Raw genomic sequence first — 14,036 nt, 5'->3', positions numbered from 1 at the left:
AATGCAAAAGCGGGATAAATCCGGCTAAATTGAAATAACTGATCCACTGGTGGAGCAATGCGCATGGAGTTTCTCAATGACATGGCGCTGTTTGTTGAAGTCGTAAAGGTGCGCAGCTTCCGCAAAGCAGCGGAGGCACTGGGCATGCCGAACTCGACCTTGTCGCGCCGAATCAGTGGCCTGGAGAAGGAAATCGGCTTGCGGCTGCTGCACCGCACCACGCGCAGGATTGAGCTGACCGAGGCTGGCCAGCTGTACTTTGATCGCTGCAAACGTATTGTTGATGAAGCACGTCTGGCCCATGAGCAGCTTGGAGAAATGCTCGCCAGACCCAGCGGCTTGCTGCGGGTATCACTGCCGGTGGATTTCGCCAATATCTACCTGGCACCGCTGATTGCCGAGTTTGCTCGGCTCTACCCCGGTATCAGCTTCGAGCTCGACCTGACGCCACGTCAGGTTGATCTGGTGAGCGAACCTGTCGACGTTGTCATCCGAATGGGCGAGCCGGCGAACTCGAACCTGATCGCCCGCAAGCTGACGAGTTTGCGCCGTTGCCTTTACGCCTCGCCGCGCTATCTCGAATTGTCCGGTGAGCCCGCTCACCCCTCGGATTTGGTGCACCATGAGTGCCTGCGTATGCGTGGCTCGCAAAGCAACCGCTGGACACTGTCGAGCGAGCAAGGGCGAGAGGAAGTTGAGGTCGGCGGGCGATTTGAACTCAACAGCGTGGGGATGATTCGGCGTATGGCGACGCTGGATCTAGGTATCGCCCTGCTACCCGAAGGGATCGCCGCTCAGGCCCTGGCCAAGGGCGAGTTGCGCCAAGTGTTGCCGCAGTGGCAAGCAGCCCCAGTGTCTGTGTATGCCCTTACCGAGACCCGGCTGCTACCGGCTAAAACACAGCGCTTTATCGAGTTTCTGCGCGAGAGACTGGCAAACATTTAACGTCTCTTTTTGAGCCAGAAATAAGCTGACATTGCGCCAACACTCATGAACACGCGTCGTCAGCTCCGGGGGCACACCAGGCGCGAACGCAGAAGCAGCTTCAAGAAGGTCTGTCCGAATGAGCTGTCAACGAGGGAGACGAGAAGGACTCCCTGACCGAAGTTTTGTATGTACTAGCACTGGCGCTCCACAAGAGGGCTATGAGCTCATGTCTAAATCGGCAAAACTGGGATGAGTTTGTAGTGACTACAATTCCAGTCATTAAGCTGAAAAATCTCTAATAATGACTGGAAAGACAGACATTGCAGCGATGCCTGCACTAAGCTGCGCGAGCGAGTGGTATGCAATGCTGCCAAGCTGTTCTGAATGACCTGATTCAGCGCTGACAGCATCCATAACTCATTGAATAAAAAGCAGTTGTGCTCCTGGTGCATAATAGCGCGCAACTAATAAAAAGGGCCGCATCATGCGGCCCTTTTTATTGCGGCGTACTTTTCTCAGCTGGCCAACACCCGCGCCAATACAGCCTTGACCGTACCCATGCCCTCATCCAGCGCGCGCTCGATCTCTGCCATGCTGATCAGCGCGCGTGACTTGCCCGCTGCTGGGTTCACCACCAGCGCCAGGCAGGCATAAGGCAAGGCCAGCTCGCGGGCCAGGGCGGCCTCCGGCATCCCCGTCATCCCGACGATGTCACAACCGTCGCGCTCCATGCGGGCAATCTCAGCCACGGTCTCAAGCCGTGGCCCCTGGGTACAACCATAAACACCATGACTGCTGAATGCACCATGCTCGGCCGTCAATGCCTGGGCCAGCTTAGCGCGCAGCACGGCATCATAGGGATGGCTGAAATCCACATGGGTCACGTGCTCCAGTTCGCCCTCGAAGAAGCTGTGCTCACGGCCATAGGTGTAATCGATAATCTGATGCGGCACACAGAAATGCCCAGTGCCCATGGCCGCGTGGATACCGCCGACAGCGTTTACCGCGATGATCGCCTTAGCCCCTGCCTCACGCAGCGCCCACAGGTTGGCGCGGTAATTGACCTGGTGCGGTGGAATGCGGTGTGGATGGCCATGCCGGGCAAGAAACAGCACTTCCCGCCCTGCGTAATCGCCCTTGAGCACGGCAGCAGACGGCGCGCCATACGGCGTATCGATATGCAACGCCGCCTTGATGGTCAGACCATCGAGTTTGGTCAGGCCTGTCCCACCGATAATTGCGTGAACCGTCATTGGGCCATCCTCAGTCGATCAGTTGGGCTGCGCGCAGGTTGCTCAGCGCTGCCAGCCAACGCGGATTTTGACGGTATTCAATACCGGGGAACGCCTGCCGACGCATACGGGCCAGTCCTTGGGGCGCCTGCACCTTGAGCCGCTGCAGAGCACTCAGGGCAAGCTCGGCTGCCGCCCGATCATTGCACACTAGGCCCATGTCACAGCCGGCGACTAATGCGGCCTCGATACGGCACGCCGCATCACCCACCACGTGAGCGCCGGCCATGCTCAGGTCATCACTGAAAATCACTCCGGTAAAGCCCAGCTCACCACGCAGAATGTCCTGCAACCAACGCCGGGAAAAACCGGCCGGCTGGCTGTCCACTTGCGGGTAAATCACATGCGCCGGCATCACCGCTGCCAGTTGCCGGCTCAACCGGGCAAAGGGTTGCAGGTCGACCGCGCGAATCTGCTCCAGGCTGCGCTCATCCACTGGAATCGCCACGTGGGAATCCGCCTCAGCCCAACCATGACCGGGGAAATGCTTGCCAGTCGCGGCCATGCCGGCGGCATTCATCCCGCGGATAAACGCACCGGCCAGGCAGGTCGCCAGCTCGGCGTTGCCCTCAAAGCTGCGACTGCCCACCACCGCACTGCGCTGGTGATCGAGGTCCAGCACCGGGGCAAAACTCAAGTCCAGGCCGGCAGCCAGCACTTCGCTGGCCATCACCCAGCCACAATCTTCAGCCAACTGCGCGGCATTGGCATTATCGGCCAGCGCACGCATCGCCGGTAACCGCACGAAGCCCTGACGCAAACGCTGCACGCGCCCACCTTCCTGATCCACCGCCAGCAACAGATCCGGACGCACCGCACGGATTGCCGCCGACAATTCGCGCACCTGGCGCGGGTCTTCGATATTGCGGGCAAACAGAATCAACCCGGCCACCTGCGGCTGGCGCAGGATCTGCCGATCCTCGGCCGTCAGCCAGGTACCGGCGATATCCAGCATCAACGAACCTTGCATGGGTGCACTCACAAGACATCCTTAAAATAGAGGCGCGCCAGCCCACTCGGGGCAGGCCGCCTCAGCAATCTGTACCGAACATTGAACCGGGACACGCGCAAATAGTTCCAGCAGGTCGCTGTTGCGCAGACGCACGCAACCATGCGACAGCGCAACGCCCATAGGCTCGCTGTCCGGCGTACCGTGCAGATAGATATAACGACGAAAGGTGTCGACAGCGCCCAAACGATTACGCCCAGGTTCACAACCGCTCAACCAGAGAATGCGCGTGAGAATCCAGTCACGCCCGGGAAACTGCGCATGTAATTCGGGCGTCCAGACCTCGCCCGTCCAGCGTCGGCCACGCAATACGGCCCCGCTCGGCAAACCATCACCGATCTTCGCCCGCACCACGTGCAAGCCACGCGGCGTACAGCCGGAGCCATTTTGCTCACCCGCACCCTTGAGGGCCGTGGAGACATCCAGACGCAACTGCAGCTGACCGTTGGCAAAGCCATACAGACGCTGATCAGCGAGGGAGATATGCAAAAAATCGAGGGTAACCATGGGCGGCTAGCTTAGCGGATCGCATCCGCCAAGCCCACCTGCGGCAGTCAAACTTTGCTAGGTGTGACGCTGGTCTTGGTACGCGGCTTGAGCTGCGCACTGGCCAGGGCTTCATCAGTCAGGCCAGTTTCCGAACGCATGCCGGCAGCCAGGAACGGCACCATCAAGCGCATCACCTGTTCAATCGAGGTATTCACACCGAAATCGGTTTCCGACATCGCACGCAGAGCCTTGATCCCGGACATGCTGAACGCTGCCGCACCGAGCATGAAGTGCACACGCCAGAACAGCTCCAACGGCGGAATACGCGGAGCAGCCTCATGAACAAGCTGCATGTAGCGGCGGAACACCTTGCCGTAGACTTCTTCCAGATATTTACGCAGGTGGCCCTGACTCTGGCTGAAGGCCAGACCGAGCAGACGCATGAAGATGGAGAGATCGTTACCACTGCGCGGCTTCACCGCTAGCGCCTGCTCGACCAGCAACTCGAGCAATTCCTCCAGGCTGACCTTGACCTCAGGCTTGGCCTGACGCCGATCCAGCTCGCGTTCCAGGCTGACGCAGAATGGTCCGAGAAATCGCGAGAACACTGCCTGAATCAGGGCTTTCTTCGAACCGAAGTGATAGTTCACCGCAGCCAGATTGACGCCGGCCTTGCTGGTGATCAAACGCAGAGAGGTTTCTGCGAAACCCTTCTCCGCAAAAAGCTGCTCTGCCGCATCGAGAATGCGTTCAACGGTTTCCGACTGGGCCATGACTCTTTTCATCTGAACAAACACTTGTTTGAAACATACGTTTCAGCCGCCCGCCTTGTCAAGCCGGGCAAACCATCTTGTGGCCGGGTGGTCACACGCATCCTGCAAACAGCCGCATCAACTCAAGCTAGACGACCCGCATGCGGCCCGAGTAACAGTGCAGCACCTCAGACTGGTGGGAAGTGCATTGAGTAGAGATCAGAACACAAGGATTGCCAATCGCCGATCACTGTATATAATCCCAGTCACTGTACAAAAAAACAGAGCCGACCATGCTAAAACTGACGCCGCGCCAAGCTGAAATTCTCGCCTTCATCAAGCAATGCCTTGAAGACAATGGCTATCCGCCTACCCGGGCGGAAATCGCTCTGGCTCTAGGTTTCAAGTCGCCCAACGCGGCCGAGGAACATCTCAAGGCCCTCGCCCGCAAGGGCGCAATCGAAATGACCCCTGGCGCTTCGCGTGGTATTCGCATCCCCGGTTTCGAACCCAACGCCGAAGAAGAGGAAGGCTTGCCGGTCATCGGCCGAGTCGCCGCCGGCGCGCCAATTCTGGCGCAGCAACATGTTGAGGAATCATGCCAGATCAACCCGGAGTTCTTCCATCCCAGAGCCGACTACCTGCTGCGTGTACGCGGCATGAGCATGAAGGACATCGGTATCTTCGACGGTGATCTGCTGGCCGTACATACCACTCGTGAAGCCCGCAATGGCCAAGTCGTGGTAGCGCGCATCGACGACGAAGTCACCGTCAAACGCTTCAAACGCGAGGGCAACAAGGTCTGGCTGATTGCGGAAAACCCGGAATTCGAACCGATCGAAGTAAATTTGGAAGAACAGGATCTGATTATTGAAGGTCTGAGCGTCGGCGTTATCCGCCGCTAGCAGGCCGCTGAAAACGTAGGCGACACCTGCATGGATGCAGGAGGTAGAGCGAAGTAGGAAGCTCGAGCCGAGGCAGGCGAGACAAGGAAAAAATAGCCGGGGAAGCAGAGTTTACGGCTGTAAATGAGCATTACTCGCTTCGCTCGCCCTTCGAGCTGCGCTGAAGCGCGTTAACCTCAACCGGTTTGCCGAGGGCATTTTTAACGCAGTATCGACAACGCAGGTAGTTTTCAACCACCTGCTAGTGGAGGATCTATGCAGTTCCCACATTCACTGAACCGTACACAGCTGCCTTTGTTCGATGCATTTCTGGCATCGACGGTGACACCATTACTTGCCGATAGCACTGAGCTGCCTTGGCAGGATGATGAGACAGAGGCGTTCAGTGAGCTGTCGCTACGCGGCGCAGCCGGGCACTGCCTGAACCTTCTAGCGCCAATTCTGCGTGAGCTTAGCGATAACCATGATGAGCGCTGGCTAACCTTGATTGCCCCGCCTTCAAGCCTAACCCAGACCTGGTTACGTGAGGCTGGCCTGAACCGCGAACGCATTCTGCTGTTGCACCCTCGCGGCGCCCAAAGCGCGTTGGAACTGGCGCAACAAGCCCTGACGCTGGGGCGCAGTCATACCGTAGTCAGTTGGCTGCACCCGCTGGAACGTCAGGTACGGCAGCAGCTTGAACAGGCAGCTCGACAGGGCAAGGCGCAAAGCCTGAATATCAGTCTGGGATAATTGGCAAAAAGCAGCACACAAGGACTGTGCGAGTCAGCCTGAAGCCATACATGCAAACAGCAGCCACACTTATCACCTGCCCGGTAGGGCCTAGCCAATCAGCCATCAGTGCAGAACCCGCGGCCCTTCTTCCTGCTGGAAATTGTTCTCAGCCAGACGTCCAGCCATCTGCACGCCGACATTAAGCATGGCCTTGGCGACTTCAACATGCTGACCCTGCAGGAATGCCTTGGCGTCGGCAGAGAAATCCAGCACCACCAACGACTCTTCATCCTCGGCACGGCGCAGGGCTATGCGCCCATCAGGCAGTTCGACAATTTCCAGGAAGGATGTAGGCATTGGCTTGGTTCTCCACGAAAGGAGTCTAGTGTAACAGCCCACCAAGGCGCACCCTAGTCCGCCGATCCAATCGGCGAGTTACCACTCGCTCAGGGTTTCGCGAAAGCGCTGTGCCAGCGCCTTCAGCTGCTGGCGCCAGGCTTCCAGGGCCTGATGGGCCAGCGGCTCACTTTCTTCATCCAGACTCACCGCAGTAATCAACGGAGTAGCCGGATCCAACTTGGCTTTTCTGGATGCCTGGGGCGGCTGAAACAGCTCGGTATAAGCCTTGAGCAGTTGGGACAGCCAGCTATCAGGGGTTTGCGCCAACTCAACCAGCTCGCCCAGCTCTTGGCTCGGCGCAACCTCCAGCACGGCCTGGGTCAGAAAGCTCTCAGCCCGTGGAGCCGTGCTATCGGCCAGCCGGTAATAGCCGGCAATCTCATGGCACAAGCCGAGCAAGGCGCCATACAGGTGAAACAGCGCAGCCTCACGCTCAGCCTGGATCAATGCCAGCGAATTCAGACTCTGCGCCTGCTCGGCCTTGCGCCAGGACTCCAGCGCCAGGCCAGCGTAGAAAATTTTCTGGTTGGTACGGGTATAGAGTTCATGGGCCATCGCGGCACCCTCCAGCGCGGATCGGATAAGCATACGCGCGCCTGCAAGCGGCAGGCGCGCACCTAATCAGATCAGCTCTTGTCTTCGACTTTCCACTTGCTGCCATCAAAGAACGCGCGCCAGCCGGTCGGTTTGCCGTCAACTTCGGTCTGCACGTATTGCTCCTTGGTCTTGCGGCTGTAACGGATCACCGCAGCCCGACCTTGCGGGTCTTTCTTCGGCGCATCAAGCAGGAAGTGGTACTTGGGGTCAATCTCATCACGGTGCGGGATCAGCTCAAGCACCAGCGGCGCGCGGGTTTCGCGGTTTTTCGGGAACTGGCTGGCAGCCAGGAACAGCCCCGAAGCACCATCACGCAGGATGTAGGTATCGTTGACCTTCTCGCACTTGAGCTCCGGCATCTTCACCGGGTCCATTTTCGGCGGAGCCGCTTCACCGCTCTTCAGCAGTTTGCGGGTGTTTTTGCACTCGCTGTTGGTGCAACCGAAGAACTTGCCAAAGCGACCGGTCTTCAATTGCATCTGGCTGCCGCACTTGTCGCAATCCAGGCTTGGGCCTTCATAACCCTTGATGCGGTACTGACCCTGCTCCACTTCGTAACCGCTGCAATCCGGATTATTGCCGCAGATATGCAACTTGCGGGTTTCATCGAGCAAGTAGGCATCCATCGCAGTTGAGCAGATCGGGCAGCGGTGTTTGCCAAGCAATACGCGAGACTCCGACTCACCTTCGTCATCGGCGGCGATTTCATCGCCTGGCACCAAGTTAACGGTGGCTTTGCAACGCTCTTTCGGTGGCAGGGCATAGCCGGAACAACCGAGGAATACGCCTGTGGAGGCGGTACGAATAGTCATCGGCCGGCCGCAGTCACGGCAGGCGATATCGGTCAGCGTAGGCTGGTTGGCTCGCATGCCGCCCTCGCCCGCTTCAGCCACTTCAAGTTTTTTCTTGAAGTCGCCGTAGAACTCATCCAGCACGTGCTTCCACTCACGCTCGCCCTGAGCCACATCATCCAGGTGCTCTTCCATGCCCGCGGTAAAGCCATAGTCCATCAGGTTGGAGAAGCTTTCAGCCAGACGCTCGGTGACGATGTCGCCCATTTTCTCCGAGTAGAACCGGCGATTGTGCAGCGCCACGTAGCCACGATCCTGAATGGTGCCGATGATCGCCGCATAGGTCGACGGGCGACCGATACCGCGCTTCTCCATTTCCTTGACCAGACTGGCTTCCGAGTAACGTGCTGGCGGTTTGGTGAAGTGCTGGCTGGGGTCGAGTTTGACCAGCTTGAGCGCTTCGCCCTGAGCCATTTCTGGCAGCACGTCATCATCACCCGGCTTGCTCAGTTGCGGCAGCACGCGGGTATAGCCATCAAACTTGAGGATACGACCTTTGGCGCGCAGCTCGAACTGTGCGGCAGTGACGGTAACGGTGGTCGACAGGTATTCGGCCGGCGGCATCTGGCAAGCCACGAATTGACGCCAGATCAGCTCATACAGGCGCTCGGCATCACGTTCCATACCCGACAGTTGAGTCGGTTTGAGATTGACGTCGGAAGGTCGAATCGCTTCGTGCGCTTCTTGCGCACCTTCTTTGCTGCTGTAGGCAATCGGGTTGGCCGGCAGGTACTTCTTGCCGTACTCGCTTTCAATAAAGCCGCGCACCATGCTCACAGCATCGACCGAGAGGTTGGTCGAGTCAGTACGCATGTAAGTGATGTAGCCCGCCTCATACAGACGCTGGGCCATCATCATGGTCTTCTTCACCCCAAAGCCCAGGCGGTTACTGGCGGCCTGCTGCAGGGTGGAGGTAATGAACGGCGCCGACGGCTTGCTGCTGGTCGGTTTGTCCTCACGTTTGCTGACGCTGTAGCTGGAGGCTTTCAGCGTGGCCAAGGCGGCCATGGCCTGCGCCTCATTCAGCGGCTTGAAGGCATTGCCGTTTTCCCGCGCCACTTCAAAGCGCACGTTAGCGCCCTTGGCGGTGCCGAGGTCGGCATGCACTTCCCAGTACTCTTCAGGCACAAAGGCGCGGATTTCTTTCTCACGCTCGACCACCAGCTTCACGGCTACCGATTGCACGCGGCCAGCGGAAAGACCACGGGCAATCTTGGCCCACAGCAGCGGCGAGACCATATAGCCCACCACGCGATCGAGAAAGCGCCGCGCTTGCTGAGCATTGACTCGGTTGATATCCAGCTCACCCGGCTTGGCGAACGCTTCCTGAATGGCTTTTTTGGTGATTTCGTTAAACACCACGCGCTTGTAGCGGCTGTCGTCGCCGCCAATGGATTCGCGCAGGTGCCAGGCAATGGCTTCCCCCTCGCGGTCCAAGTCGGTTGCGAGGTAGATGGTGTCGGCATCCTTGGCCAAGCGGCGCAATTCCTCAACCACCTTCTCCTTGCCGGGGAGGATCTCGTACTTGGCTTTCCAACCGTGCTCGGGATCAACCCCCATGCGCGCGAACAGCTGACGCTTGGCTTTTTCCTTGGGCGACAGCGCCGGTGCTTCACCTGCAGCGGCTTTACCACGCTTGGCGGGCTCCTTGGCGGTGCTCGCCGAGCCACTGGTGGGTAGGTCACGGATATGGCCGATGCTCGACTTCACCACGTACTCGTTGCCCAAGTACTTGTTGATGGTCTTGGCCTTGGCCGGGGATTCCACGATGACCAGCGATTTGCCCATGGATTGGAAAATTCCTGAAATTCGGTAAATAAATGCGGGAGGCGCTGTACTGCCTACTAGCGCGGCACCGCTATATATAGTGGTGGTCCGGCCGAGGTCAAGCGCAGCAATGGCCCGGTATCAGCTCAAGGCCGACTGATAAGTGCGCTTTCAGCCTGAATCAAAGCAAAGCGTGGAACCATCTCGCCGTCCACTTCGACACTTTCGCAGAACATCTCCAACGGCCTGACCCACAGGCCGAATTCGCCGTACAGCGCCTGGTAGACCACCATCGACTGCTCTGTCTCGGAGTGCTGAGCCACGCCAAACACGCGGTACTCAGGACCTTTGTAATGACGATAGAGGCCAGGCTGTAACTGCATGGATAATTCCTTGAAGATTTTCTGCCGAGAAAAACTGGGAGTGCGTTCCCCTGGCAAAAAGCCAAAAGGTGATCGCTACAACAAACAGACCAAAAACAAAAACCGGGGCTAGGCCCCGGTTTTTCCATCTCTAACGCTGCGTGAAGCTTACAGGCGTTCGAAGACGGTGGTGATGCCTTGGCCGAGACCGACGCACATGGTCGACACGCCGAAGGTGCCGCCATTCTGCTTCATCACGTTCAGCAGAGTACCGGAGATACGCGCACCGGAACAACCGAACGGGTGACCCAGAGCGATCGCGCCACCGTGCAGGTTGACCTTCTCTTCCATCTTGTCGAGCACTTTCAGGTCCTTCAGCACAGGCAGGGCCTGGGCAGCGAAGGCTTCGTTGAGCTCGAAGAAGTCGATGTCGTTGATGGTCAGGCCAGCACGCTTCAGTGCCTTCTGAGTCGACGGTACCGGACCGTAACCCATGATCGCTGGATCAACACCGGCCACCGCCATGGCACGAACCACGGCCATTGGCTGAATGCCGAGATCCTGAGCACGCTGGGCGCTCATGACGATCATGCAGGAAGCACCGTCGGTAATCTGCGAGGACGTACCCGCAGTCACAGTGCCGCCTTTCGGGTTGAACGCAGGCTTCAGGGCAGCCAGGCTTTCCAGAGTAGTCTCCGGACGAATGGTTTCGTCGTAGTCGAAGACTTTCAGGAAACCGTTCTCGTCGTAGCCTTGCATCGGGATGATTTCATCCTTGAACTTGCCTTCGACGGTGGCTTTGTGCGCCAGACGGTGCGAACGCTCACCAAAGGCGTCCTGCTGCTCACGGCTGATGCCGTGCATCTTGCCCAGCATTTCAGCGGTCAGACCCATCATGCCCGAAGCCTTGGCTGCGTACAGCGACAGGTGCGGGTTTGGATCGACGCCGTGCATCATGCCAACGTGGCCCATGTGCTCCACACCACCGATGACGAACACGTCACCGTTGCCGGTCTGGATCGCCTGCACGGCAGTGTGCAGGGCGCTCATGGACGAACCGCACAGGCGGCTCACGGTCTGGCCAGCACTGGTGTGCGGGATCTGGGTCATCAGCGACGCCATGCGCGCGATGTTCCAGCCCTGCTCCAGGGTCTGGTTAACGCAGCCCCAGATCACGTCTTCCACTTCAGCTGGATCCAGCTTGGTGTTACGTGCCAGCACGCCGCTGATCAGGTTGGCCGACATGGTTTCGGCACGGGTGTTGCGATGCATGCCGCCCTTGGAACGACCCATCGGGGTACGACCGAAGTCGACGATGACTGCATCTCTAGGATTCAGGCTCATAAATTCACTCTCGCTCTAGTCTGTCCGCGATTAACCGAAAAACTTCTGGCCCTTAGCGGCCATTTCGCGAAGCTTGGCAGTCGGGGTGTACAGCGCGCCCAGCTCGGCGTATTTGTCGGCCAGGGCAACGAACTCGGCTACACCGACGGTATCGATGTAACGCAGCGCACCACCGCGGAAGGGCGGGAAGCCGATGCCGTAGATCAGGCCCATATCGGCCTCAGCAGCGGTCTCAACGATGCCGTCTTCCAGACAACGCACGGTTTCCATGCACAGCGGGATCATCATGAAGTTGATGATGTCTTCATCAGTCACTTCACGCTGCTCGGTCACGATGGACTTCAGCAACTCGTAAGCCACTGGATCGGAGACTTTCTTCGGCTTGCCGCGCTTGTCGGTCTCGTAGGCGTAGAAACCCTTGCCGTTCTTCTGACCCAGGCGATCAGCTTCGTACATCACGTCAACCGCAGTACGGCCTTCAACCGCCATGCGATCCGGGAAGCCTTCAGCCATTACGTCACGGCCGTGGTGACCGGTGTCGATACCAACCACGTCAGACAGGTACGCCGGGCCCATCGGCCAGCCGAACTTCTCCATGACCTTGTCGATACGCACGAAGTCCACACCGAAGCCCAGCAGCTTGGAGAAGCCACCGAAGTACGGGAACAGCACACGGTTGACCAGGAAGCCCGGGCAGTCGTTGACCACAACCGGGGTCTTGCCCATTTTCTTGGCGTAGGCAACGGTGGTCGCCACAGCGACATCGCTGGACTTCTCGCCACGAATAACCTCAACCAGCGGCATCATGTGCACAGGGTTGAAGAAGTGCATGCCGACGAAGTTTTCCGGACGCTTGAGGGCCTTGGCCAGCAAGTTGATGGAAATGGTCGAAGTGTTCGACGCGAGGATGGCGTCTTCTTTAACTACGCCTTCCACTTCAGCCAGCACGATCTGCTTGACCTTCGGGTTCTCGACTACGGCTTCGACAACGATGTCGACTGCGCCGAAGTCGCCGTAGGACATGGTTGGACGAATGGCAGTCAGCGCTTCAGCCATCTTCGCCGGAGTCATGCGACCCTTGGCAACGCGGCCGCCTAGCAGCTTGGAAGCCTCGTTCAGACCCATCTGGATACCCTCTTCACGGATATCCTTCATCAGGATCGGGGTGCCCTTGGACGCGGACTGATAGGCGATACCGCCACCCATGATGCCGGCACCTAGAACAGCAGCCAGTTTCACGTCTTTGGCAATTTCGTCGTGCTGCTTGGCTTTCTTCTTCAGATCCTGATCATTCAGGAACAGGCCGATCAGGCTGGCAGCAACCGGGGTTTTAGCCAGTTTGACGAAGCCAGCCGCTTCAACTTCCAGAGCCTTGTCGCGCGCCATGTTGGCGGCTTTCTGGATAGTCTTAATCGCTTCAACCGGAGCCGGATAGTTCGGGCCGGCTTGACCTGCAACAAAACCTTTGGCGGTTTCGAAGCACATCATCTGCTCAATAGCGTTGAGCTTGAGTTTTTCCAGCTTCGGCTGACGCTTGGCCTTGTAGTCCAGTTCGCCGGAGATGGCGCGCTTGATCAGGTCCAGAGCAGCCTCTTGCAGCTTGGCCGGAGCCACAACAGCATCAACAGCACCTACTTTCAGAGCGTCGGCTGCTTTGTTTTCCTTACCACCAGCAATCCACTCAACAGCGTTATCGGTACCGATAACACGTGGCAGACGCACGGTGCCGCCGAAGCCTGGGTAGATGCCCAGTTTGACTTCCGGCAGGCCTACTTTGGCGCTATCGGCCATGACGCGGTAATCCGCCGCCAGGCACATTTCAAAACCACCGCCCAGGGCGATGCCATTGATCGCGACAACAGTCGGAACATTGAGGTCTTCAAAATCACTGAAGATCTTGTTGGCTTCGAGGTTGCCAGCCACCAGCTCTTCGTCCGGCAACTTGAAGTTGTCGACGAACTCGGTGATGTCGGCGCCGACGATAAACACGTCTTTGCCACTGGTGACAATCACGCCCTTGATCGAACCATCAGCCTTGATTGCATCAACGGATTGACGCAGTTCATTGAGGGTAAGACGGTTGAATTTGTTGACGGATTCACCCTTGAGGTCGAATTTCAATTCGACGATGCCGCTCTCAAGAGCCTTAACCGTGATGGCTTTACCTTCGTAAATCATCAACTGATCTCCACGGTATGGAAGCTGAACTAGTACACATCGGAGCCAACCAGCAAGCTACTCCACGGCACAGCCGTCTAGAGTAGCCCCAATCAGCCTGGCACACCCACCGACGCGATAATCGGACTGTAAAGGCGCTGTCTTAAGAGGCAAACGCTCAATTCATACGCCCGTTTGATTTGGGTGTGCACACCTTCAAGGAAAAGCCACAACTTGTCAATTGGCCTGTAGTGACTCTGTTGCCGTACAAAAAATTACGTTCTGGCTGACAGCCAGCCGCCAAATAAGTCTGCCGCGAACAGGGGCGCATCCACAGCGATATACGCGTCTTTATCGCAGTCAACCCCATAAAATGTGACACTTTACCTACCTAGCAAAATGAGTTGGCTACAGGTACAGTCGTCTCAATACGGCCGTTTTAGACCGGCCGTAACCAAAAACAAAAACAAT

The 14,036-nt window shown here is 57.9% G+C and carries 13 protein-coding genes; 3 read left to right on the top strand and 10 right to left on the bottom strand.

All coding sequences use genetic code 11. The features are described from left to right. Positions 1–63: 63 nt before the first annotated feature. The gene (locus tag ACSQ17_RS18080; protein WP_436069965.1) at positions 64–945 is read left to right on the top strand and encodes a LysR substrate-binding domain-containing protein; all 882 of its coding nucleotides are present in this window, start codon (positions 64–66) and stop codon (positions 943–945) included. 497 nt (positions 946–1,442) lie between these two features. On the opposite strand, the gene ACSQ17_RS18075 is transcribed toward ACSQ17_RS18080, so the two are convergent. Genes ACSQ17_RS18075 through ACSQ17_RS18060 form a run of 4 tightly spaced genes read right to left on the bottom strand, consistent with a single transcriptional unit; the run spans position 1,443 to position 4,490 of the window. Next, positions 1,443–2,180, bottom strand: a complete 738-nt coding sequence (locus tag ACSQ17_RS18075; RefSeq protein WP_436069964.1) for an S-methyl-5'-thioinosine phosphorylase — start codon at positions 2,178–2,180, stop codon at positions 1,443–1,445. A 10-nt stretch (positions 2,181–2,190) separates the two neighbouring features. Next, positions 2,191–3,189: a beta-N-acetylhexosaminidase gene (gene nagZ, locus ACSQ17_RS18070; RefSeq protein ID WP_436070511.1), complete on the bottom strand. Its 999-nt coding sequence runs from the start codon at positions 3,187–3,189 to the stop codon at positions 2,191–2,193. A 21-nt stretch (positions 3,190–3,210) separates the two neighbouring features. Next, positions 3,211–3,735: a L,D-transpeptidase family protein gene (locus ACSQ17_RS18065; RefSeq protein WP_436069963.1), complete on the bottom strand. Its 525-nt coding sequence runs from the start codon at positions 3,733–3,735 to the stop codon at positions 3,211–3,213. A gap of 47 nt (positions 3,736–3,782) precedes the next feature. Then, complete coding sequence (locus ACSQ17_RS18060; protein ID WP_257778162.1) at positions 3,783–4,490, bottom strand: TetR/AcrR family transcriptional regulator; 708 nt, start codon at positions 4,488–4,490, stop codon at positions 3,783–3,785. Positions 4,491–4,762: 272 nt separating this feature from the next. On the opposite strand from ACSQ17_RS18060, the gene lexA reads away from it, so the two are divergent. Beyond that, positions 4,763–5,374, top strand: coding sequence for a transcriptional repressor LexA (lexA, locus tag ACSQ17_RS18055; protein ID WP_436069962.1), 612 nt, complete (start codon positions 4,763–4,765; stop codon positions 5,372–5,374). Positions 5,375–5,629: 255 nt separating this feature from the next. Next, positions 5,630–6,106: an SOS-induced cell division inhibitor SulA gene (sulA, locus tag ACSQ17_RS18050; protein WP_436069961.1), complete on the top strand. Its 477-nt coding sequence runs from the start codon at positions 5,630–5,632 to the stop codon at positions 6,104–6,106. Positions 6,107–6,211: 105 nt separating this feature from the next. On the opposite strand, the gene ACSQ17_RS18045 is transcribed toward sulA, so the two are convergent. The 6 genes from ACSQ17_RS18045 to fadB form a co-directional block, all read right to left on the bottom strand. After that, the gene (locus ACSQ17_RS18045) at positions 6,212–6,445 is read right to left on the bottom strand and encodes a hypothetical protein (RefSeq protein WP_090248059.1); all 234 of its coding nucleotides are present in this window, start codon (positions 6,443–6,445) and stop codon (positions 6,212–6,214) included. Positions 6,446–6,523: 78 nt separating this feature from the next. Next, a complete protein-coding gene (locus tag ACSQ17_RS18040; RefSeq protein WP_436070510.1) occupies positions 6,524–7,042 on the bottom strand; it encodes a DUF6586 family protein in 519 nt (172 codons plus the stop codon). 71 nt (positions 7,043–7,113) lie between these two features. Continuing rightward, on the bottom strand, positions 7,114–9,723 hold the full coding sequence (topA, locus tag ACSQ17_RS18035; RefSeq protein WP_436069960.1) for a type I DNA topoisomerase: 2,610 nt from the start codon (positions 9,721–9,723) through the stop codon (positions 7,114–7,116). Positions 9,724–9,848: 125 nt separating this feature from the next. Beyond that, positions 9,849–10,085 (bottom strand): DUF1653 domain-containing protein, encoded by a 237-nt coding sequence (locus ACSQ17_RS18030; RefSeq protein WP_436069959.1) that lies wholly within the window; start codon positions 10,083–10,085, stop codon positions 9,849–9,851. Positions 10,086–10,232: 147 nt separating this feature from the next. After that, complete coding sequence (gene fadA / locus ACSQ17_RS18025; RefSeq protein ID WP_233684304.1) at positions 10,233–11,408, bottom strand: acetyl-CoA C-acyltransferase FadA; 1,176 nt, start codon at positions 11,406–11,408, stop codon at positions 10,233–10,235. A 30-nt stretch (positions 11,409–11,438) separates the two neighbouring features. Next, complete coding sequence (gene fadB / locus ACSQ17_RS18020) at positions 11,439–13,586, bottom strand: fatty acid oxidation complex subunit alpha FadB (protein WP_436069958.1); 2,148 nt, start codon at positions 13,584–13,586, stop codon at positions 11,439–11,441. Positions 13,587–14,036 lie beyond the last annotated feature (450 nt).

This window comes from Pseudomonas sp. LjRoot71, from assembly GCF_964253255.1.
Taxonomy (GTDB): domain Bacteria; phylum Pseudomonadota; class Gammaproteobacteria; order Pseudomonadales; family Pseudomonadaceae; genus Aquipseudomonas.
This window is presented reverse-complemented; position numbering and strand designations above follow the sequence as displayed.